The sequence below is a fragment of the uncultured Tenacibaculum sp. genome, assembly GCF_947502995.1.
Taxonomy (GTDB): Bacteria; Bacteroidota; Bacteroidia; order Flavobacteriales; family Flavobacteriaceae; genus Polaribacter.
Genome location: NZ_CANNBW010000010.1, coordinates 92,541 through 113,156, shown reverse-complemented (window position 1 = coordinate 113,156; position 20,616 = coordinate 92,541). Strand labels below are relative to the sequence as shown.

Annotated in this window: 17 protein-coding genes; 12 read left to right on the top strand and 5 right to left on the bottom strand. The window is 30.1% G+C overall.

Going from position 1 to position 20,616, the window contains the following annotated elements; all coding sequences use genetic code 11:
- The first annotated feature begins 111 nt into the window (after nt 1-111).
- Genes Q1A46_RS09895 through Q1A46_RS09885 form a run of 3 tightly spaced genes read left to right on the top strand, consistent with a single transcriptional unit; the run spans nt 112 to nt 3,070 of the window.
- On the top strand, nt 112-1,725 hold the full coding sequence (locus tag Q1A46_RS09895; protein ID WP_299677498.1) for a cell wall metabolism sensor histidine kinase WalK: 1,614 nt from the start codon (nt 112-114) through the stop codon (nt 1,723-1,725).
- Nucleotides 1,718-2,398: a response regulator transcription factor gene (locus tag Q1A46_RS09890; protein WP_299677495.1), complete on the top strand. Its 681-nt coding sequence runs from the start codon at nt 1,718-1,720 to the stop codon at nt 2,396-2,398. The genes Q1A46_RS09895 and Q1A46_RS09890 overlap by 8 nt, the downstream gene beginning before the upstream one ends.
- Nucleotides 2,399-2,455: 57 nt before the next feature.
- Nucleotides 2,456-3,070 (top strand): deoxynucleoside kinase, encoded by a 615-nt coding sequence (locus tag Q1A46_RS09885; RefSeq protein ID WP_299677492.1) that lies wholly within the window; start codon nt 2,456-2,458, stop codon nt 3,068-3,070.
- Here Q1A46_RS09885 and Q1A46_RS09880 read toward each other — a convergent pair.
- A complete protein-coding gene (locus Q1A46_RS09880) occupies nt 3,062-3,799 on the bottom strand; it encodes an RNA methyltransferase (protein WP_299677489.1) in 738 nt (245 codons plus the stop codon). The two genes, Q1A46_RS09885 and Q1A46_RS09880, sit on opposite strands and share 9 nt — an antisense overlap.
- A 70-nt stretch (nt 3,800-3,869) precedes the next feature.
- Between Q1A46_RS09880 and Q1A46_RS09875 the strand changes: the two genes are divergently transcribed.
- From Q1A46_RS09875 to accD, 3 genes are all read left to right on the top strand, one after another.
- Nucleotides 3,870-6,350, top strand: a complete 2,481-nt coding sequence (locus Q1A46_RS09875; protein WP_299677486.1) for a BamA/TamA family outer membrane protein — start codon at nt 3,870-3,872, stop codon at nt 6,348-6,350.
- A gap of 115 nt (nt 6,351-6,465) precedes the next feature.
- Nucleotides 6,466-7,524, top strand: a complete 1,059-nt coding sequence (gene fbaA, locus Q1A46_RS09870; protein WP_095074457.1) for a class II fructose-bisphosphate aldolase — start codon at nt 6,466-6,468, stop codon at nt 7,522-7,524.
- 212 nt (nt 7,525-7,736) lie between these two features.
- Nucleotides 7,737-8,594, top strand: coding sequence for an acetyl-CoA carboxylase, carboxyltransferase subunit beta (gene accD, locus Q1A46_RS09865; RefSeq protein WP_299677480.1), 858 nt, complete (start codon nt 7,737-7,739; stop codon nt 8,592-8,594).
- A gap of 71 nt (nt 8,595-8,665) precedes the next feature.
- Here the strand turns inward: accD and Q1A46_RS09860 are convergent, their stop codons facing one another.
- Nucleotides 8,666-9,688, bottom strand: coding sequence for a LacI family DNA-binding transcriptional regulator (locus Q1A46_RS09860; RefSeq protein ID WP_299677477.1), 1,023 nt, complete (start codon nt 9,686-9,688; stop codon nt 8,666-8,668).
- Nucleotides 9,689-9,975: 287 nt separating this feature from the next.
- Between Q1A46_RS09860 and Q1A46_RS09855 the strand changes: the two genes are divergently transcribed.
- The 3 genes from Q1A46_RS09855 to Q1A46_RS09845 all read left to right on the top strand — a co-directional run bounded on the left by Q1A46_RS09855 (nt 9,976) and on the right by Q1A46_RS09845 (nt 13,041).
- Nucleotides 9,976-11,121, top strand: coding sequence for a hypothetical protein (locus Q1A46_RS09855; RefSeq protein WP_299677474.1), 1,146 nt, complete (start codon nt 9,976-9,978; stop codon nt 11,119-11,121).
- A gap of 70 nt (nt 11,122-11,191) precedes the next feature.
- The gene (locus Q1A46_RS09850) at nt 11,192-11,779 is read left to right on the top strand and encodes a thioredoxin family protein (protein WP_299677472.1); all 588 of its coding nucleotides are present in this window, start codon (nt 11,192-11,194) and stop codon (nt 11,777-11,779) included.
- The gene (locus Q1A46_RS09845) at nt 11,776-13,041 is read left to right on the top strand and encodes a M12 family metallopeptidase (RefSeq protein WP_299677469.1); all 1,266 of its coding nucleotides are present in this window, start codon (nt 11,776-11,778) and stop codon (nt 13,039-13,041) included. Before Q1A46_RS09850 ends, Q1A46_RS09845 begins: the two co-directional genes overlap by 4 nt.
- Nucleotides 13,042-13,131: 90 nt before the next feature.
- Here the strand turns inward: Q1A46_RS09845 and Q1A46_RS09840 are convergent, their stop codons facing one another.
- Nucleotides 13,132-13,977, bottom strand: a complete 846-nt coding sequence (locus tag Q1A46_RS09840) for a hypothetical protein (RefSeq protein WP_299677466.1) — start codon at nt 13,975-13,977, stop codon at nt 13,132-13,134.
- Between the two features lie 152 nt (nt 13,978-14,129).
- Between Q1A46_RS09840 and rpsO the strand changes: the two genes are divergently transcribed.
- Nucleotides 14,130-14,399, top strand: coding sequence for a 30S ribosomal protein S15 (gene rpsO / locus Q1A46_RS09835; RefSeq protein ID WP_095074460.1), 270 nt, complete (start codon nt 14,130-14,132; stop codon nt 14,397-14,399).
- A 158-nt stretch (nt 14,400-14,557) separates the two neighbouring features.
- Entirely contained in the window at nt 14,558-16,786 is a 2,229-nt protein-coding gene (locus Q1A46_RS09830) for a polyribonucleotide nucleotidyltransferase (protein ID WP_299677458.1), read from the top strand.
- A 62-nt stretch (nt 16,787-16,848) separates the two neighbouring features.
- Here Q1A46_RS09830 and Q1A46_RS09825 read toward each other — a convergent pair whose 3' ends face one another.
- Nucleotides 16,849-18,987 carry a T9SS type A sorting domain-containing protein gene (locus tag Q1A46_RS09825; RefSeq protein ID WP_299677455.1) on the bottom strand — a complete coding sequence of 713 codons (2,139 nt, stop codon included), beginning with the start codon at nt 18,985-18,987 and terminating at the stop codon, nt 16,849-16,851.
- A gap of 129 nt (nt 18,988-19,116) precedes the next feature.
- Between Q1A46_RS09825 and folK the strand changes: the two genes are divergently transcribed.
- On the top strand, nt 19,117-20,247 hold the full coding sequence (gene folK / locus Q1A46_RS09820; RefSeq protein ID WP_299677452.1) for a 2-amino-4-hydroxy-6-hydroxymethyldihydropteridine diphosphokinase: 1,131 nt from the start codon (nt 19,117-19,119) through the stop codon (nt 20,245-20,247).
- A 10-nt stretch (nt 20,248-20,257) separates the two neighbouring features.
- On the opposite strand, the gene Q1A46_RS09815 is transcribed toward folK, so the two are convergent.
- Complete coding sequence (locus tag Q1A46_RS09815) at nt 20,258-20,605, bottom strand: hypothetical protein (RefSeq protein ID WP_299677449.1); 348 nt, start codon at nt 20,603-20,605, stop codon at nt 20,258-20,260.
- Between the last annotated feature and the right edge of the window lie 11 nt (nt 20,606-20,616).

The window sequence follows — 20,616 nt, the reverse complement described above, 5'->3', positions numbered from 1 at the left end:
TTTTTGTTTTACACTACAAAGATGTTCTCATTATTCTTCTTTCTAAGTTAACTAGTGTTAACTAGTGTTAACCGACTTATTTTTATAGAATTAGAAATGTACCTTTGAAGCATGAATACTAAAAAACACAATTGGATTCTTTACTTTATAGTAGTTACTATATGTACTACTATAGCTGTGCAGTTTTATTGGAATTATAAAAACTACCAACAAAACAAACTAAGGGTAATGAATGAAATTCAGATAAGTTTAGACAATGCTTTAGAAAAGTATTTCACAGATTTATCTAAAGCGAATCACTTCTCTATTATCACGCCCAAAAATAATTCTACGAACTCCATTGAAATTAAAAATGTTATGGAAGATGTCTTTTTATCTATCGATAACATTAATAATATTCCTAAAAAAAAGGAACATAAAAAAACTAAAGAAGAATCAAAAGATAGCACAAGAGTAACTTTTAAGTCATTAGTTATTACTTCAGACAATTCAAATGAATATCGAAATACTGCTTTTGCTATAGATAGTTTTTTTAGTAATAAGAAAAAGAAACTTTCTAATCACATTCATAAAGATATTATCGATTGTCCTGATAGTATTAATTGCATTGAAACAAGAGGTTTTTCAAAATCAGGAGATAACATTAGAGTTTTTAAAGGAAAAAAAGCCGCAGACAGCTTAAAATTAATTAAAGGGATACAAACTCTTTTTATTGCGATTCAAAATGACACCATGAATCATGGAAAAATTGATACTATTCTTAAAAATGAACTTCTTAAGAAAAAAATTAATGTAGACTACGCTTTCGAATATTATAAACAAGATACTATTCATACTTCTTTTTCTCCTCAACCGATAGAAGAATATGCTATAATAGAATCTAAATCAACATTTCTTGGACCTGATAAGAAATTCAAAATGAAGTATAGCAATCCTTCATCTGAAGCTTTAAAACGAAGTTCTACAGGTATTTTGTTGTCTTTATTATTATCATTAGCTGTTGTTTTTAGTTTATTCTATCTATTAAAAATCATTAATGATCAAAAAGAATTAGCAGAAATTAAAAATGATTTAATTAGTAATATCACTCACGAATTTAAAACACCAATTACTACAGTTTCTACTGCATTAGAAGCTATTAATAATTTTAATGCCATTGATGATAAAGAGAAAACTAAAAAATATGTTTCTATTTCTGAAAGTCAGATTAAGAAATTACATGTAATGGTAGAAAAGCTTTTAGAAACCGCTACACTCGACAGCGAAAAATTATTATTAAAAGAAGAAGCTGTTGAAATTGTAAGTTTATTAGAAAAATTAAGTAGAAAACATCAGTTGTTTACAACTGATAAAAAAATAAACTTCATTTCAAACACTGAAGATTTAGTGATTAAAGTTGATGAATTTCATTTAGAAAATGCTGTTTCTAATTTAATTGATAATGCAATAAAATATGGAGGAGATGAAATTCATCTTGAATTTGAATCTTCTGCAAAAAACCTTCAGATTACTGTATCTGATAACGGAAAAGGAATAGACAAAAACCAACAAGATAAAATCTTCGATAAATTTTATAGAGTTCCTAAAGGAAACACACACGATGTAAAAGGTTTTGGAATCGGTTTATATTACACTAAAAAAATTATTGAAAAGCATAACGGAAGCATTCAATTACACTCTATTCCTGGAAAAACAACATTTAAAATCACTATGCCTTATGAGTAAAAAGATAAAATTATTGTTAGCAGAAGACGAACCTAGCTTAGGTCAAATTGTTAAAGAAAGCTTAGAGACTAGAGATTTTGAAGTTTTTCACGCTGTAAATGGTGAAGAAGCCTACGATATGTATACTAAAGAATCACCCGAGATTTTGGTTCTAGATGTAATGATGCCAAAAAAAGACGGTTTTACTTTAGCCAAAGAAATTAGAGAAGAAAACAACAGTATTCCAATTATATTTCTCACTGCAAAATCACAAACTAAAGACGTTATCGATGGCTTTCAACATGGTGGAAATGATTATTTAAAGAAACCTTTTTCGATGGAAGAATTAATCGTAAGAGTTCATAGTTTACTAGATAGAATTAACTTAAAAAAGAATCTAGAAAAAATAATTATTGGTGAGTATACATTCAATTACGAAAAGCAAAAATTATACTTTAATGATGAAGTTGAACTGTTAACTCATAGAGAAAGTGAATTGCTATACTACTTAACAGAAAAGAAAAATGAAATCTTAGATCGTTCATTTATATTAAAAAAACTATGGGGTGACGACGATTTTTTTAATGCTAGAAGTATGGATGTATTTATCTCGAAGCTAAGAAAAAGACTAAAAAAAGACCCAACAGTTGAAATTATTAATGTTAGAGGTTACGGATATAAATTAACCTGTTAATATGAAATAATCGAAGAATAATATGTAATTTTGACCCCATCTAAAAACTAGGATCGCATGCATGTAGCTATAGCAGGAAATATTGGGGCTGGTAAAACTACACTTACTAAATTATTAGCGAAACATTACAATTGGGAACCACATTTTGAATCGGTAGATGAGAACCCTTATCTAGATGATTTCTATGGTGAAATGGAACGTTGGTCATTTAATTTACAAGTATATTTTTTAAACAGTAGATTCCGTCAAATTTTAGATTTAAGGCAATCAGGAAAAAATGTAATTCAAGATAGAACAATCTACGAAGACGCACACATTTTTGCTCCGAATTTACATGCAATGGGATTAATGACAAATAGAGATTTTAGTAACTATTCTTCTCTATTTGAATTAATGGAAAACTTAGTAAACCCACCTGATTTATTAATTTATTTACGTGCAGATATTTCTACTTTAGTAGGACAAATCCACAAAAGAGGTCGAGATTATGAAAGCTCTATTAGTATCGATTATTTAAGTAGGTTAAATGAAAGATATGAAGCTTGGATTAGCACGTACAATAAAGGTAAATTATTAGTGATTGAAGTTGATACATTAGACTTTGTAGACAACCCTGAAGATTTAGGATACATTATTGATCGAATTGATTCTCAAATCAACGGGTTATTTTAAATTTCTTTTAAACTCACTGATTAATATAGATGTAGCTGTAGCTACATTTAAACTTTCTGTTTGGTTACTTTCACCAAAACGTGGTATTGTTAGTTTATTTTGTATGATTGCTCGAATGGATTCGGAAATTCCATTTGCTTCATTCCCCATGACCAAAACAGCTTCTTTTGGTAAAGTAGTTGTGTAAACATTTTCACCATCCATATCAGCAATAAATGTTGGTAAGCTCGTTGTTTTTATATAATTCTCTAAATCTTCATAAGAAATATCTACTCTACTAATAGACCCCATTGTTGATTGAATTACTTTTTGATTGTAACAATCTACAGTATCTGTAGAGCAAACTAATTTTTGAACTCCAAACCAATCGCATAAACGAATGATTGTTCCCAAATTACCAGGATCATTAATAGCATCTAAAGCAACTATCAAACCTTCATCATTTGCTTTGTTTCCATCCGGAATATGGAAAACACCCAAAACTTTGTTTGGTGTTTTTAATGCTGTAATTTTCTTTAATTCAGCTTCAGAAATAATAGTTGTAAGCTTTACATACTTTTCATCTAATTCATAATCTTCAGTAGCAAAAATTGTATTTACTTTTAAACTAGATTGTAATAATTCATTAACCACTTTTATACCTTCAGCAATAAAAAGTTGATTAATTTTTCTATATTTCTTTTGTCTTAAACTATTGATTAACTTAATTTGGTTTTTTGATAAGCTCATTGGCAGTTTTTTAACAGCTCTTAATTGTAAAAATGGTATTTTTGACAATTCAATTCGACGTGTAAAGTTAATGAAAAAACACAGTTTTTATTTTTTATTACTCTTATTTTTTGGTGCTTGTAGCACAATTAAACACGTTCCTGAAAATGAATTACTACTTACTAAAAACACTATAATTGTTGATAGCGTTAAACAAAACGACGATCGTTTAAACAGTTTACTACTGCAACAAAGAAACGCTAGAGCTATCGGTTTACCTCTTTCACTTTACTTTTACAACTTAGGAAACCCTAAAGGATCTAAAGATGTTGAAGAGTGGGAAAAAAACCATCCGAAATGGTATAATCTTTTCAAAGATGTCTTTTCAGAAAAACAAAGTATAGCAGTTGCTAATACATTTATTGGCTTAAACAATTGGTATTTGAATAACGGACAAGCTCCAATTATAATTAATGATAAAAAAACAAGAAAAACAGCTGGTAAACTTTTAGCCTATTATACAACTGAAGGGTATTTTAGAGCTAAAGTTGCCTATAAAAAAGATACTGTTGGAAGAAAAAAAGGAGCCTTAACTTATCTTATAGAAAAAGGTAAACCTTCTTTTTTAGATTCTATTTATACAGATATAAAATCGCCAATTTTAGATTCTATTTATAAAAAACATGCAAGCAAGAACTTCTTAAAAAAAGGAGATCAGTATAAAGATGAAAATTTCATTAAAGAAGCTGACCGAATTGTTAAACTTTTTAGAAATAGAGGTGTTTATAAATTCAACGAAAACTCATTATCGTTTGAGCCTGATACTTTAAAAAACTATCAGAAGACAAATGTTAAAATAGAAATTAAAGATGAGTTAATTGAAAGGAACGGAGAATATATATCCAAACCTTTTAAAATTCAAAAAATAAAGAATATCAATATTTATACTGATTATTCTTATGCCAAAAGAAATGAGCCTTACTATAATCAAGCAAAATTTAAGGACATTAATTTCTTATCTCATGGTAAGTTGAGATACAATCCGAAACACTTAACACAATCTATTTTTATAAGACCAAACCAGGTTTATACTGATTCTTTAAGAAGATTAACTCAATTACATTTAAGAGGTTTAAAAAACTTTAAAACAACATCTATTCGATATAGTTCTATTAATGATGAAGAACTTGAAGCTAATATTTTCTTAACACCTATCGAAAAATATTCTATCGGTGTAGATGCTGAATTATCAAGATCTAACATTCGAAACTTCGATATTTCAGGTAAATTTTCAATTACAAATAGAAATACTTTTAAAGGCGCTGAAATATTTCAACTTTCACTTCAAGGTGGTTTTTTCAACTCTGCAAATGGACCAGGATGGGAGTTTGGAGGAAACTTATCGTTAGAAGTTCCTCGTTTTATGGCTCCATTTGGTTTTCATAGACTTGTTCCTAAACGTATGCAACCTAGAACTATTTTTAGCACTGGTTTAAGCATTCAAAAAAACATAGCATTAGACAAACAAAATATTTCTGCTGGAATAGATTACAGATGGCAATTCAACAAAAAGAAATCTATTCAATTAGAACTTTTGAATGCACAATATATTAGAAATTTAAATGTTGGAAACTACTTTAATATTTATGGATCTGAATATGCTAAACTAGAAGAAGTAGTCGATATTTTCGATTCAACTTTCAATTTACCTGAACCTGCTCCAGAAAATAATGATGCTATAGTTGATAAAATGAGAGAAATATCTTTAGATGAAAACTTTAGAACAACAAACCCTGAAGCATTTAGAGATAATTTAAATATTTTAAACCGATACAATATTATTACATCTGATTTCCTGATCCCAGAAATAGCATACACTTTTACTTATAATAATCAGGAAAACATTAAAGATTCTAATTTCTCATATTTCCGAATCAGATTCGCTAACTCTGGAAATGTAATGGGATTATTATCTAATCAAACCAATAGTAACGGACAAACTACTGTTTTTAAAATTCCTATCGCAGAATATTTTAAAACAGACATTGAATACAAAAAATACTGGAATTTAGGAGAGAACAATGTTTTAGCTCATCGTACTTTTTTAGGAGCAATTGTTACTTATAATGATTCTAGTATTCCTTTTTCTAGAAGTTATTTTGCTGGAGGATCTAACGACATTAGAGCTTGGCAAACTTACGATTTAGGTCCTGGTAGAAGAGCTCCGGGATTAGAGTACAACATTGGTAGTTTAAAATTCTTATCATCTTTTGAATATCGTTTTGATATCGCTGGAAGTTTAAAAAGTGCGATCTTTTTAGATTTTGGAAACATTTGGGATATTACTAATTCATCTAGAGTAGATGCTGAATCTAGATTCCAAGGTATTAAATCGTTAACAGATATGGCTGTTGGAACTGGCTTTGGAGTTCGTTATGATTTTAAATTCTTAGTCGCTCGTTTAGATCTTGGGTTTAAAGTTAGAGAACCATATTTAGCAAATAATAGATGGTTTCAAAATACCAATTTCGCAAATTCTGTATTTAATATCGGAATTAATTATCCTTTCTAAAAGACACCTCAACTAAAACGTAATCGTAATCTAACTTTTGTTTTTCTTTTTTTAATACAAAAATTATGTAGTTTTGTTTCAATTGAAATTACAACACAAACTAAAAAACAAAAAAATGATAAAACCAGGAGTTGCTACTGGACGCGAAGTTCAAGAGATTTTTAAATTAGCAAAAGAGAAAGCTTTCGCTTTACCAGCTGTAAATGTAGTAGGATCTAATTCTATTAACACTGTTTTAGAAACTGCAAAAGAAGTTAATTCTCCTGTTATTATTCAATTCTCTAATGGAGGAGCACAATTCAACGCAGGAAAAGGATTGTCTAATGAAGATCAAAAATCAGCAATTGCTGGAGCTGTAGCTGGAGCAAAACACATTCATTTAATGGCTGAAGCTTATGGTGTTCCAGTAATTTTACATACAGATCACGCTGCTAAGAAATTATTACCTTGGATTGATGGATTATTAGATGCTAGTGAAAAGCATTTTGAAGAGACTGGAAAATCTTTATTCAGTTCTCATATGATAGATTTATCAGAAGAGCCATTAGAAGAAAACATCGAAATTTGTAAAGAATACTTAGCTCGTATGAGTAAAATGGGTATGACTTTAGAAATAGAATTAGGAATTACTGGTGGTGAAGAAGATGGTGTAGATAACACTGATGTTGATAGTTCTAAATTATATACACAACCTGAAGAAGTAGCTTACGCTTACGAAGAGTTATTAAAAGTAAGTGATCAATTTACAATCGCTGCGGCATTTGGAAATGTACACGGAGTTTACAAACCAGGTAATGTAAAATTAACTCCAAAAATCTTAAAGAATTCTCAAGAATATATCTCTGAAAAATATAATGTACCCGCAAATACAATTGATTTTGTATTCCACGGAGGTTCTGGTTCTACTTTAGAAGAAATTCGTGAAGCAATTGGTTACGGTGTAATTAAAATGAATATTGATACAGATTTACAATATGCTTTTAATGAAGGGATTCGTGATTACATGAAGAAAAACGCTGACTATTTAGCAACACAAATCGGTAATCCTGATGGAGATGATATTCCTAACAAAAAATACTACGATCCTCGTAAATGGCTTAGAGAAGGAGAATTAACTTTCAAAACTCGTTTAAAGCAAGCTTTCGAAGATTTAAATAGCATAAATACTTTATAGTAGCTTTTATAAGTTATAACCAACTTTACACAAAAGAGTCTCTTAAATTTTAAGAGGCTTTTTTACTATATAAAAAACTCAAAACCAATTCATTATTAATTTTAATTTAAAAAGAATACTCAGTAATTAAAAAACTTTTACATTTGTAAACTAACCTGTCCCTAAATAAGGATAAGTTTCTTAAACTGACACTAAACAAACAAAACTAGATTATGGCTTGGTTTAAACGAAAAGATAAAGGGATTCATACCCCTACCGAAGAAAAGAAAGACACACCAAAAGGCTTATGGTACAAAACGCCTAGCGGTAAAATTATTGATACTGAAGAATTAAAAAGAAACTTATATGTAAGTCCAGAAGATGGGTATCATGTAAGAGTTGGAAGTAGAGAATATTTTGAATTATTCTTTGACAACAATGAATTCAAAGAACTTAATGAAAAGTTAGTTGCTAAAGATCCTTTAAAGTTTGAAGACACTAAAAAATATCCAGACAGATTAAAAAGTGCTCAAGAGAAAACAGGATTAAAAGATGCTGTTAGAACTGCAGTTGGTAAATCTCAAGGAAAAGATTTAGTAATCGCTTGTATGGATTTCGCTTTTATTGGAGGTTCTATGGGAAGTGTAGTAGGAGAAAAAATAGCTCGTGCTATCGATTATTCTATTCAAAACAACATTCCTTTCTTAATGGTATCTAAATCTGGTGGAGCTCGTATGATGGAAGCTTCATTATCATTAATGCAATTGGTAAAAACATCTGCGAAGTTAGCTCAATTAGCAGATGCTAAAATTCCATATGTATCTTTATGTACAGATCCAACTACTGGAGGAACAACTGCTTCTTTTGCAATGTTAGGAGATATTAATATCGCAGAACCTAATGCGTTGATTGCATTCGCTGGTCCTCGTGTTGTAAAAGATACTACTGGTAAAGAATTACCAGAAGGCTTCCAACGTTCTGAATTTGTTTTAGAACACGGTTTCTTAGACGCTATTTACGAACGTAAAGATTTAAAAAAACAAGTAAACTTATACTTAGATTTAATACAAAATCAACCTGTAAGAGCTTAATAAAAGTTTTTTTGAACATATTATAATAAACCTCATTTCTTAAGAAATGAGGTTTTTAATTCTAGTACAAATTATAATACAAAAGTCGATTCTCGAACAATCAATTTTGTATTTACCTCTATCGATTTACTCGAAAAAAAGTCTTTTTCACTTCTCATTTCTTCTATCAATTGCTTTACTGCTAACTTTCCTATTTTATATCCGGACTGCTTAATAGTTGTTAAATTTGGCTTTATTACTCTAGAAGAATCGGAGTTACTAAAACCCACTACAGCGATTTCAATTGGTATAACAATATTATATTTATTCAACGTTTTAATTATACCAATAGCTAAAGAATCAGTAATACAAAAAATTGCATCAGGTTTTTCTTTTAAATTAACTATATATTCTCCTAACAATTCTCCTTCCTCAATAGTTGTATTTGAAACATCAAAAATAAGTGTTTCATCTAACGGGTAACGATACTGATCTAATGCTTTCAAGTAACCTATAAACCTCTTCTCAGAATTAAACGACCCTTGTTTTTCTTTAATAATAGCAATACGTTTTTTACCTATATTAATTAAATGCTCTACAGCATTAAAAGCTCCTTTTACTTCATTAGTCACTATTTGTGTACATGGTATTTTGTCCGAAGCTTTATCAAACAATATGATTGGCTTTTTCTCCAAAACTTTTAATAAAGGAGATAAATTAGTAGTAAATTTAGATAACGACATTAGAATGCCATCTACACCAAATTCTAACATTCTATTTAATAATTCTTTTTCTTTTTCAATATTATCGTTGGTTTCACAAATAATTGTCTTATACTTTATTCTTTCTGTTTCTAAAAGAATTCCTTTTAAAATAGTACCAGTAAAGCTATGCATAAGATTTGGAACTATAACTCCTATAGTTTTTGTTCTCTTATCCCTAAAATTTTTAGCTATAATATTTGGAACATAATTTAGTCTTTTTGCCTCTTCTATTACTTTTTTTTTTGTTAAATCACTTATGCTTCCATTGTTATTTAATGCTCGTGAAATTGTTGAAACAGACAACTCTAAATTTTCTGCTATTTGTTTTAATGTAGGGATGTTTTTCTTCATAAAAATAGTTGGTTATCATCAATAAAAAACACTATTTAATCACAATACGACATAAAAAAAGTTAAATTATTGATTCATAATTAATATAAATTATAAACAACTAACTATCAATTTACCCTACCTTTTTTTAAAAAAAACTTTAATACCATTATTTTTTCTTGAAAAGCTAGGCAAACGTTTGCCTAGCTTTTCAAGAAAAAATAATACTTTTTACGCATTTGTTTCAAATAATTTTACACCACGAAAAGAGAACGACTCTTTTAAACTTAATTAAAATTTAAATTATCATGAATGTAAATTTCATAGCAAAAAAAACACTCATTATTGCTGTAACAGCATTAACAATTGCTTCATGTTCAGATGAAGATGGAAACTTACTTCCAGAAGATAATTCTTCTTCTGAAGTACAAAACGAAAATGTTTCTTCCGAATTACAAGACGACCCTTTTGAAAAAGGAGCTTTTGTTTATAATGAAAAAGGCGAACGAATTCCTGAAGAAGATTTTTTAAAACAGCAAGGTTTATTAGATGGTTCTAATAATTCTTTGCGAGCAAGAAATGTTGATTATCAAGAAAGGTATAGAGTCTCAGATAAAGCCTTAGACCGATATGGCATTAAAAGTAGTAATATAGCTAAGGTAAGAGAACGATACGCTAGAAATAACCATTATGATCGTAACTTTACAAATCATAAAAATGCATTACAAATGCCTGAAACTTTCTTAATAGGATGCCGTAGAGTTAATAGCGATAGATTCAATTCAGGTTCTTGTACTGAATATGGAAAAAAAATACCATTTGATTTTGTATTGAAAAGAAGAAGAAGACCCAATTTTATGTCGAGCAGAAGACTTCAAGGTCCAAGAATATTAACATCTGTAGAGAAAAGAGGATGGAAAAATTCACCAAGAAAACTAAGTAACCAAAGATTTTATCAGTATGACGAAACAAATTCAACTGCTATTACAAGAACCAGAACAAATAGTGCAACTTTAGGTGTATCTTTTGGTTTAACTTTATCTAAAAAGTTTTTCGGTATTGGTGCTGAAATTAATAAAACAGTTTCTTTTTCAGGTACTATGAGTAGAGAGAATTCAAAGGCTGTTACTAAAACATCTACCAGATCTCATATTGTAAACTTTGACGAGGGAAATATTATCCCAAAAAATAAGGTATGTGACTTTGTATTATACGGTGAGCAAAGAGAAGTTACAAGACGCTACGAGGTGAGCCTTACTGTTGACGGACCTGCTACAGTTGGGTTTAGAAAATCTTTTACATACAATAAGCATGCTGGTGAAGCATACCATAAGGGTGGAGCTAAATATGCGTTCCCTGATGATATTGCTAAAGATAGAGCAAAAAACAACTTTGATGTAACTAGTACGTATTGGAGATATTCTATTCGTAGAGAAAATTGTAGAAACCTTTAATAACAATAATTTGTTTATAAACAACTACTTTAAGGTTTACTTAAAGTAGTTGTTTTAAATACAAGAAATAATGAAAACAAAAATTAATTTTATATTAATTATAATAGTACTTTGTTTTTCTTGTCAAAAAAAACCAACACAAGAAAACAACATTAACAATACTGCTAGCATAGTTGATAATCCTGTAATTATTAACGATAGTATTTTAAATGAAAAAGAAATTCATTACATACAACCTTTAGAAGAAGAATATGCCCCATATTTTGCATTATTAAATAAAGATGGGCAAACAATAACTACTAAAGACTTATTAAAATACGATAAAAAAATATTAATCTTTACAGATAGAACCTGTGATCATTGTATCGCTTTTTATCCTGAATTAGAAAAGTTCGCTAAAAAATTTGGTGACGAATTTTATATTGTAACCTTACAGTATGACACCACAGTAAGCCAACTACAACAAGTTATAAAAGAAAAAAAATATCATTTTAATATGTTGGCTGCTAATGATGCTGTTTTAATGGACTACAGAATTTCTTCAACACCAACGATTATGCTTTTGAACAAAAACAATTTTATTTTAAAAAACATAGAAGGAATGTTATCAGCAGAACAACTTGAAGCTGTATTAATCAATAATAAAACTAAAAAATGAAATTATTAAAATTTACTTCTTTAAAACTTATAATTTTTTCGGGAGTTCTATTTGTATCGTGTAATACAGAAAAGGATTCACTTATAGAAACACCTGATGAAATAAAAAATCAAGTAGAACTCGCTCATCCAGAAGAAAATTATGATGAGATTGTTGACATAGTTTTTAATAACCAAACTTTAAAAGCCGAAAAATACGGAGACGAATACATTGTTGAAGGTGATATTGTATTTACTAAAGAACAATTAAACAACAATTTATTAAACAAAGGTACAGGACGAACTGGTGGGAGATGGACTAAAAACATTGTATATTATAATATTAAATCAGATCTACCTAATAAAAATAGGATAAGTAATGCAATTGCCCACATAGAAGCTAGAACAAACTTAGCATTTGTAAAAAGAGAAAGCATTACCCCTATGAGTAATGCCTATATAACTTTTAGAAAAGGAAGCGGGTGTTCTTCTTTTGTTGGTAGAACAGGTGGGAAGCAGTACATAACACTAGCTAATGGCTGCAGCACTGGATCTGTTATACACGAAATAGGGCATGCTGTTGGCTTATGGCATGAACAATCTAGAGTAGATAGAAATGAACACATTACTATCAATAATGCCAATATTAGAGATGGTAAACAACATAATTTTCAAACCTATGCTGAAAGAGGTAGAGATGGAAAAGAATACTCTTCTTTTGACTTTTCTAGTATTATGCTATACAGCTCTTATGCTTTTTCTAAAAATGGAAAACCAACAATTACAAAGAAAAACGGTGCTACATATACTGCAAATAGAAGCTATTTATCAGCTAAAGATAAAATTTCGTTAAAGAAAATGTATCCTCAAATTCATGATGTGGTTACTTTTAAAGCAGATAATAATAAGTTTCTAAGTTCTAATGAAGGAGTTCCTAACACAAACGGACCTAAATTTGATAGAACTCGTGTTGGTACTCTTGAGCATTTTAGAATTATTAAATTACATAACAACAAAGTTGCTCTAAAAGGATTTGGTGGTAAATATTTATCTGTAAGACCTGGCAATAAAGTACTTTGTATTGGAAATAATATTGATGCTTGGGAAGTATTTACGCTAGAATTCATAGGTAGTAATAAAGTAGCAATTCGTGGTCATAATGGTAAGTATTTATCTTCAAATGGAGGTAGTTCCGTTATTACTTGCGATAGAACAAATATTGGTTACTGGGAAAAATTCTCTATTAGTTATAAAGGTAGAAATGCTGTTAATTTTACAAAATAATTTACATGTACGTTATTCTAAATTCTAACGCTAAGATTAGTTAAAAAAGACCAGCAAATTGCTGGTCTTTTTACATCAAAAAAACTCTAATTATCTCCTTCTAAGTGTAATTTCTCTCGATTCCCCAGCACTATTGGTAACTGTTGCACTATTATCACAAGAACCATCTCCAAAATCTAAAGTATAAGCAACTCCATTTTTTGTAATTTCTGTAACTCCACTTACTATGAATTTGCAAGCGTACTCTCTTCTTAATTTTTCTGTAATATTTCCAGTAAACTCATTCCCTAGTTTATTTACAAACTTCCAACTACCTGAAATTAAATACACATCATCTCCTCTAGTTAATGTATCGTCACCTGCTATCTTTTCTCTTACTCTAGTTCCTTCTAAACTTACAGTTTCTCCAGTAGCTAATGTTAAAGAAATATTTACCGTATGCGTTGCTTCTTTATTTCCATTACCATTATCTTTTACTTTTACTACAGACTTAGATCCTTCAATCACATTACCATCTACAGAGAAATTATCGAAACTAACTTCTTTAGAGTAACCTGTATCTGTTTTTTGATATACAATAACTATTTTACCTGATAATTCTTTACCTCTTGGTCCTGTACAATTACCTCCAAAATCTAGGGTAATTGTTAATGTTTCTGACGTTGGATCAGCTTCAACTGTTCTAGTTACACAATCAGCTACACTACTACTTGAATTATCTGTACTTCTACCTAATAAATTAAAATCGATATCATCGTCTTCTAAAATATTATCGATGTCAGAAGTAATATCATCTGCTACCACTACATCTTGAATATCTTCTATACTTAATTCTACAGAATCATTCATGGTAACTCCCTCTTCATCAGAACATGAAATAAAAACCATAGCACCTAGCAACATCATTAATCCGAATTTTAAAACTTTCGCTGTCATAATTAATAGTATTTAAAAGTTAATCTGATTCTTGGACTTAACATTAAGGAAAAGGTTTAATAAACTTTAATTATTTTTTTAGGAAAATTAGTTGTACTTTTGCAACTTCAATGAAAATTTTGATACATTAAAATCATTTAAACAATATTGGTATGTATTTAACTAAAGAAGTAAAAGAGCAAATTTTTGCAAAGCACGGTAAAGACGGAAAAGATACTGGAACAGCTGAGGGACAGATCGCGTTATTTACTCACAGAATTAACCACTTAACTGAGCACTTAAAGAAAAATCGTAAAGATTTTAACACAGAGCGCTCTCTAGTGAAAATGGTAGGTAAGCGTAGAAGTTTACTTGACTATTTAAAGAAGAAAGATATCAACAGATATCGTGCAATCATCAAGGAATTAGGAATTAGAAAATAATACCTATCTAAAAGAGGCTGGAATTTTCAGCCTCTTTTTTTATTATCTTAGCGAAAGTTGTTTTAACTTTTTAAACTTAAAACTTCCATTGAAATAACAACAACACACACACAACACAACTACAACTAACAACGTAATTTATTTGAAAAAAACACTTTATGATTCCAAAAGTATTTAGCCAAGTTATTGAACTTGGAGATGGAAGAACCATTACCTTAGAGACAGGAAAGTTAGCAAAACAAGCAGATGGTTCTGTTGTTGTAAGTATGGGAGATACCATGATTTTAGCTACTGTAGTTTCGGCAAGAGAAGCTAATCCTGGAATTGACTTTTTACCACTTACCGTAGACTATAGAGAGAAATTTGCCGCAGCGGGTAGATACCCAGGTGGTTTTATGAAACGTGAAGCTAGACCAAGTAACGAAGAAATTCTTACAATGCGTTTAGTAGACAGGGTATTACGTCCATTATTCCCAAAAGATTATCATGCAGAAACTCAGGTAATGATGCAATTAATGTCTCATGACCCAGAAGTTATGCCAGATGCTTTAGCTGGTTTAGCTGCATCAACTGCAATTCAATTATCTGATATTCCTTTTGAAGCTCCTATTTCTGAAGTAAGAGTTGTAAGAGTAAACGGAGAATTTATTATTAACCCTAGTCCTTCTCAATTAAAAGAAGCTGATATCGACTTAATGGTTGGTGCTTCTAAAGACTTTGTTGCCATGGTTGAAGGTGAAATGGATGAAGTTTCAGAAGAAGAAATGGCAGATGCAATTCGTGTAGCACATGACGCTATCAAAGTACAATGTGAAGCGCAAGAAGCATTAGTAAATCAAATAGGTAAAAAAGAAACTCGCGAATACGAGGCTGCTGTTACTGATGAAGAGTTAGAAGAAAAAATTAAAGCTGCAGCTTACGATAAATGTTACGAAATCGCTAAAAAAGGAACTTCTAAAAAAGAAAGAGGTCAAGCTTTTTCTGAAGTAAAAGACGAAGTTTTAGCTTTATTTTCTGAAGAAGAATTAGAAGAAAAAGGAGATTTAATCTCTAAGTATTTCAGTAAAGCACATAAAGCTGCTGTTCGTGATTTAACATTAAATGAAGGTTTACGTTTAGATGGACGTACAACTACAGATATAAGACCAATTTGGTGTGAAGTAGATTATTTACCAAGAACTCATGGTTCATCTATCTTTACACGTGGAGAAACTCAAGCATTAGCAACAGTTACTTTAGGTACTTCTAGAGATGCTAACATGATTGACTCTCCAACAATTCAAGATGAAGAGCGTTTTTATTTACACTATAACTTCCCTCCATTTTCAACTGGAGAAGCTCGTCCAATTCGTGGAACTTCTCGTCGTGAAATAGGACACGGAAACTTAGCGCAACGTGCTTTAAAAGGTATGGTTCCTGAAGATTGTCCATATACCGTTCGTGTGGTTTCTGAAGTTTTAGAAAGTAACGGATCGTCTTCTATGGCAACAGTTTGTTCTGGTACAATGGCATTAATGGATGCTGGAGTTCAGCTTAAAAAACCAGTTTCTGGTATTGCTATGGGATTAATCTCTGATGGTGATCGTTATGCAGTTTTATCTGATATTTTAGGAGATGAAGATCATTTAGGTGATATGGATTTTAAAGTAACAGGAACTGCTGATGGAATTACTGCTTGTCAAATGGATATTAAGATTAAAGGTTTATCTTATGAAATCTTAGTAAATGCATTAAAACAAGCTCGTGATGGTCGTTTACATATCTTAGAGAAATTAACAAATACGATTGCTACACCAAATGCTTCAGTAAAAGCTCACGCTCCAAAAATGGTTACTGTTCGTATTGCAGGAGATTACATTGGTGCTATGATTGGACCTGGAGGTAAACATATTCAAGAATTACAAAAAGAAACTGAAACTACTATTGTAATTAATGAAGATGAAGTTACTGAAGAAGGTATCGTAGAAATTTTAGGTACAAGCCAAGAAGGTATTGATAAAGTTTTAGAGCGAATTAAAGCGATTACTTTTAAACCTGAAAAAGGAAGCATTTACGAAACTAAAGTAATTAAGATTTTAGAATTTGGTGCTGTTGTTGAATATACAGAAGCTCCTGGTAATGAAGTTTTATTACACATTTCAGAATTAGCTTGGGAACGCACTAAAGATGTTAACGATGTAGTAAAAATTGGTGACATTATTGATGTGAAGTACTTTGGTGTAGATCCTAAAACTCGTAAAGAGAAAGTATCTAGAAAAGCTTTATTACCAAAGCCTGAAGGATATGTTTCTAAACCAAGAAATAACGACAACAAAGGTAGAGATAATCGTAACCGTGATAATCGCAGAGACGATAGAAAATCTAGAACAGAAAAGAAAGAAAGTTAATTTTCTGTTTATATAAAGCAAAAAAAAATCGTCAATTTATTTATTGACGATTTTTTTTGCTCTTATTTCTTTACTAGTATCTTATTACTTATTCCATCTGGTAGAATTACTTTTACTAGGTAATTTCCTGTGGTTAAAGTTGAAATTGGTATCGTTACTTTTCCATCAACAACCCTCTTTTCAATATCGAACGATTTTACTTTATTTCCTAATATTGAATAAATCTCAATTGATGAATTGCTGAAGTCTAGAGAATTCTTAAAACTCAAATTTAATACATCATGAGCAGGATTCGGATACATAATTTCAATAGAATCATCTTTAACGATATCTTCAGAACTTAAAGTACTTCCTGTATCTTCTATAGCATTCACACCAGCTGTCCAAGCAGTACCATTATACTCATAAGCCCCCAAGTCTGGAGCTGTTCCGTTAAATGATTTTTCAAAACCAGAAACCACCACACCTTTATCTACTACTAAACCAGTTTCAGTAGGAAGAAAATTTTGAGCATCAGCATCTACAAAAGGAGAAGCAGCTGTAATTAAATTGTCTTTTACATCAAAACCAGTTTCATCAAACCAATCACCTACGTTAGAATAGTTATTATAAACTCTGTTATTCTTTTGTTCGTAACCGTTTACCCAAGAAGCCATTGCTTGACCACAATTCCATAATGTATTATGAAAAAAATCTAAATTCCAATTTGCCCAATTTACTTGGTAACCAGACCAAGACACATTCCACACTACATTATGATGTACTACATATCCTTTACTATTATTATCTAAATAAATTCCTGCAGCTTTTGTTCCCGCATAAGTTGGTGGTTTAGAATCGTGAAACCAATTATGATGCACTTCTGTTCCTTTTAAATCATTATTTCCTACGGTGTAAAACACACCAGAATCTGCATTAATTAATTGTGATTTAGAAACATCATTATAAGCAACTTCACAAGTATTTCCGCTTACATAGATTCCATCTCTTCCCGAGTTAAAAACTGTATTTTTTAATACTTTTACGTTATTAGCAGTAGATCTGATTGGAGTAGCATGAATTCCAAGATAATCGATGTTAGAAATAGTATTGTTTTCAATAATTGAATTATGTGCTCCTGCCCAATTCTGAATTGAAATTCCGTTTGCCGAACTATGATTTATTCTACAATTTCTCACAATTGTACTAGGACCTAAAACTTCAATAGCAGATTCACCAACTCCAGCGGATGTACTCGCTAAATTATCGAAACCTTCACTTCCATGGATTACCTCATTATTTTCAAAAACATTAAAATCTCCTCTAATTTTTACACTTCCTCCGAAAAACTTAATTCCTTCGATTTTAATATAATCACCTCTTAATTCTGCAGTAAATTTATGAGTGGCATATTCTACAGTATCATCACTAGGTTTTGATCCATCTGCTGTTTGAAAATATAATGTTTTAGCACCTTCATCATAATACCATTCTCTGGCATAATCTAAAGCTTCTAGCTTATTAAATAAATACAACTGACCTCTATGTCCGTTTCTTAAAATAGTTGGATTATGAGGATCGAAAGGCCATTTGGTAATATCTACACCACCATGTTCAATTCTCGTTGTTGTACTACTTGTAATTCTTCTAGTCCAACTCGTTCCAGAATGTCCTCCAATATAATATACCAAACCACCAGTCCAATCAAAATCTGGAACTTCGGTTAACGTAAAAAAGTTGTTTCCTCCATTCTCTATAAACTTACAATCTACTGTAAATCTATTATTATCTTCATTATTTGGCCATCTCGCCAAATCCATATGAGCTTGGTTATGATATACATTTCTAAATCTTTCTTCAATAGACATATCTACAGATGTCTTATAAATGTTTCCTGAATGTAATTGCCAGCCATTAATAAAAGTAGTTGCTTTTATAGTTACATTTTCTCCATCAGCAGCTTTAAATTTCAAATAATTTCCTGCCGATCCATTTTTATTTACAAATAATTGCTCTTCATAAACACCTCCTTTAATAATACAAGTACTACCAGGAGACATTACAGATACAGCTTTGTTAAATGTTTTAAATGGATTGCTTTCTGTTCCTGTATTACTATCATCTCCATTAGTTGCAACATAATATGTGTTCTGAGCGAATAACAATAAGTTAGGAATGGTAAAAAGTAATACAAAAAGCAGTTTAATTTTGTTGGTTTTCATGATTTTAGGGATTGATTATACTAGCAAACGTAGTCATATTTTTTTTAGTGTATACTGTTCAAAAAAACAACGTAAAAATTTAAATTAATCCTATAAGGTTTTGTTTCTTTGCCTAACGAAATAAAGGCATTGAGAATACAACGTATTACATATTTATCATTAGGTACTAATCAAGGAAATAAGACTGAAAATCTTCAAAATGCAATTGATTTAATTGCTGAAGAAGTCGGTTCTATTTTAAAAATTGCTTCTATCTACGAAACTGCTTCTTGGGGATTTGATAGCGACAATTTTTATAACACTTGTATTAAAGTTTCCACCTATTTACCACCTGAACAACTTATTCAGAAACTCTTATGGATAGAAAAGGAATTGGGAAGAGTTAGAAAAACTTCTGATTCTTATGCTGATAGATTAATTGATTTGGATATATTATTATTTGAGGATGAAATTATTTTTACTCAAGAATTAATTGTTCCACATCCTAGAATGTTGGATCGTAAATTTGCCTTAGCTCCGCTTGCTGAAATCGCTAAAAATGTAATTCACCCTATAGCTAAAAAACAAATAGTGAACTGTTTACAAGAATGTTCAGATACTTCTGAAATTAAACAGTTAGATATTGTTTTAGAAAGACCAATTCCTATTTCTGAACAATACAATTACATTGCTATTGAGGGAAATATTGGTGCAGGAAAAACGACTTTAGCTACTATGATTTCTAATGATTTTAATGCTAAAATTGTTTTAGAACGTTTTGCTGACAACCCGTTTTTACCAAAATTTTACGAAGATCAAGAGCGTTATGCTTTTCCTTTAGAAATGAGTTTTTTGGCTGATCGCTATCAACAACTTTCTGATGATTTAGCTCAATTTGATTTGTTTAAAAACTTTGTAATTTCTGATTATTACATTTTCAAATCATTGATTTTTGCTCAAGTTACTTTACAAAATGACGAATACAAATTATATCGAAAAATGTTCGATTTAATGTATAAGGAAATTGTAAAGCCAGATGTATATGTGTATTTATACCAAAACACTGATCGATTATTACAGAATATTGAAAAACGTGGGCGTGAATACGAGCAAAATATTGAAGCTTCTTATTTAGAGAAAATTCATGATGGTTACAGTAACTTTATAAAAACACAACAAAATTTAAATATTTTAGTGATAGATGTTTCTGAGTTAGACTTTGTACAAAATAAAGAAGACTATAAAACTATCATAAAAAAAATCAAGGAACACCGTCCTTGATTATATTAAGTTATTTAATCTCAACTGTATCTTTTTTAAGAATCACTGTAATATCTTTATTTGGAGGAATTCCACTGGAATAACAACCAAACGAATATATTTGATTAGAATAGGTTTCATCAGTTTTTAACATCATTATTCCATCAGTTTTAGTTTTAAGCTCATTAAAATCAATGAAAAAACTTTGTGATTCTCCTTCGTTAATTTCTTCTAATAACTCTGACCTAAAACCTGTTTCAATACTAATATTTCCTAAAGTTTTTCCACTTTCATTAATAACATGTATTGTTGTACCATTTTTACAGGAGAAACAAAACCCAATTAAAATAATCAATAAATAATACTTTATATTTTTCATAGCTGTAATTT

What these genes read in the sequence shown, in the direction of transcription:
- Q1A46_RS09895 (WP_299677498.1), top strand. Translation starts at nt 112, where the DNA reads ATGAATACTAAAAAACACAATTGGATTCTTTACTTTATAGTAGTTACT.
- Q1A46_RS09890 (WP_299677495.1), top strand. Translation starts at nt 1,718, where the DNA reads ATGAGTAAAAAGATAAAATTATTGTTAGCAGAAGACGAACCTAGCTTA.
- Q1A46_RS09885 (WP_299677492.1), top strand. Translation starts at nt 2,456, where the DNA reads ATGCATGTAGCTATAGCAGGAAATATTGGGGCTGGTAAAACTACACTT.
- Q1A46_RS09880 (WP_299677489.1), bottom strand. Translation starts at nt 3,799, where the DNA reads ATGAGCTTATCAAAAAACCAAATTAAGTTAATCAATAGTTTAAGACAA.
- Q1A46_RS09875 (WP_299677486.1), top strand. Translation starts at nt 3,870, where the DNA reads ATGAAAAAACACAGTTTTTATTTTTTATTACTCTTATTTTTTGGTGCT.
- fbaA (WP_095074457.1), top strand. Translation starts at nt 6,466, where the DNA reads ATGATAAAACCAGGAGTTGCTACTGGACGCGAAGTTCAAGAGATTTTT.
- accD (WP_299677480.1), top strand. Translation starts at nt 7,737, where the DNA reads ATGGCTTGGTTTAAACGAAAAGATAAAGGGATTCATACCCCTACCGAA.
- Q1A46_RS09860 (WP_299677477.1), bottom strand. Translation starts at nt 9,688, where the DNA reads ATGAAGAAAAACATCCCTACATTAAAACAAATAGCAGAAAATTTAGAG.
- Q1A46_RS09855 (WP_299677474.1), top strand. Translation starts at nt 9,976, where the DNA reads ATGAATGTAAATTTCATAGCAAAAAAAACACTCATTATTGCTGTAACA.
- Q1A46_RS09850 (WP_299677472.1), top strand. Translation starts at nt 11,192, where the DNA reads ATGAAAACAAAAATTAATTTTATATTAATTATAATAGTACTTTGTTTT.
- Q1A46_RS09845 (WP_299677469.1), top strand. Translation starts at nt 11,776, where the DNA reads ATGAAATTATTAAAATTTACTTCTTTAAAACTTATAATTTTTTCGGGA.
- Q1A46_RS09840 (WP_299677466.1), bottom strand. Translation starts at nt 13,977, where the DNA reads ATGACAGCGAAAGTTTTAAAATTCGGATTAATGATGTTGCTAGGTGCT.
- rpsO (WP_095074460.1), top strand. Translation starts at nt 14,130, where the DNA reads ATGTATTTAACTAAAGAAGTAAAAGAGCAAATTTTTGCAAAGCACGGT.
- Q1A46_RS09830 (WP_299677458.1), top strand. Translation starts at nt 14,558, where the DNA reads ATGATTCCAAAAGTATTTAGCCAAGTTATTGAACTTGGAGATGGAAGA.
- Q1A46_RS09825 (WP_299677455.1), bottom strand. Translation starts at nt 18,987, where the DNA reads ATGAAAACCAACAAAATTAAACTGCTTTTTGTATTACTTTTTACCATT.
- Q1A46_RS09815 (WP_299677449.1), bottom strand. Translation starts at nt 20,605, where the DNA reads ATGAAAAATATAAAGTATTATTTATTGATTATTTTAATTGGGTTTTGT.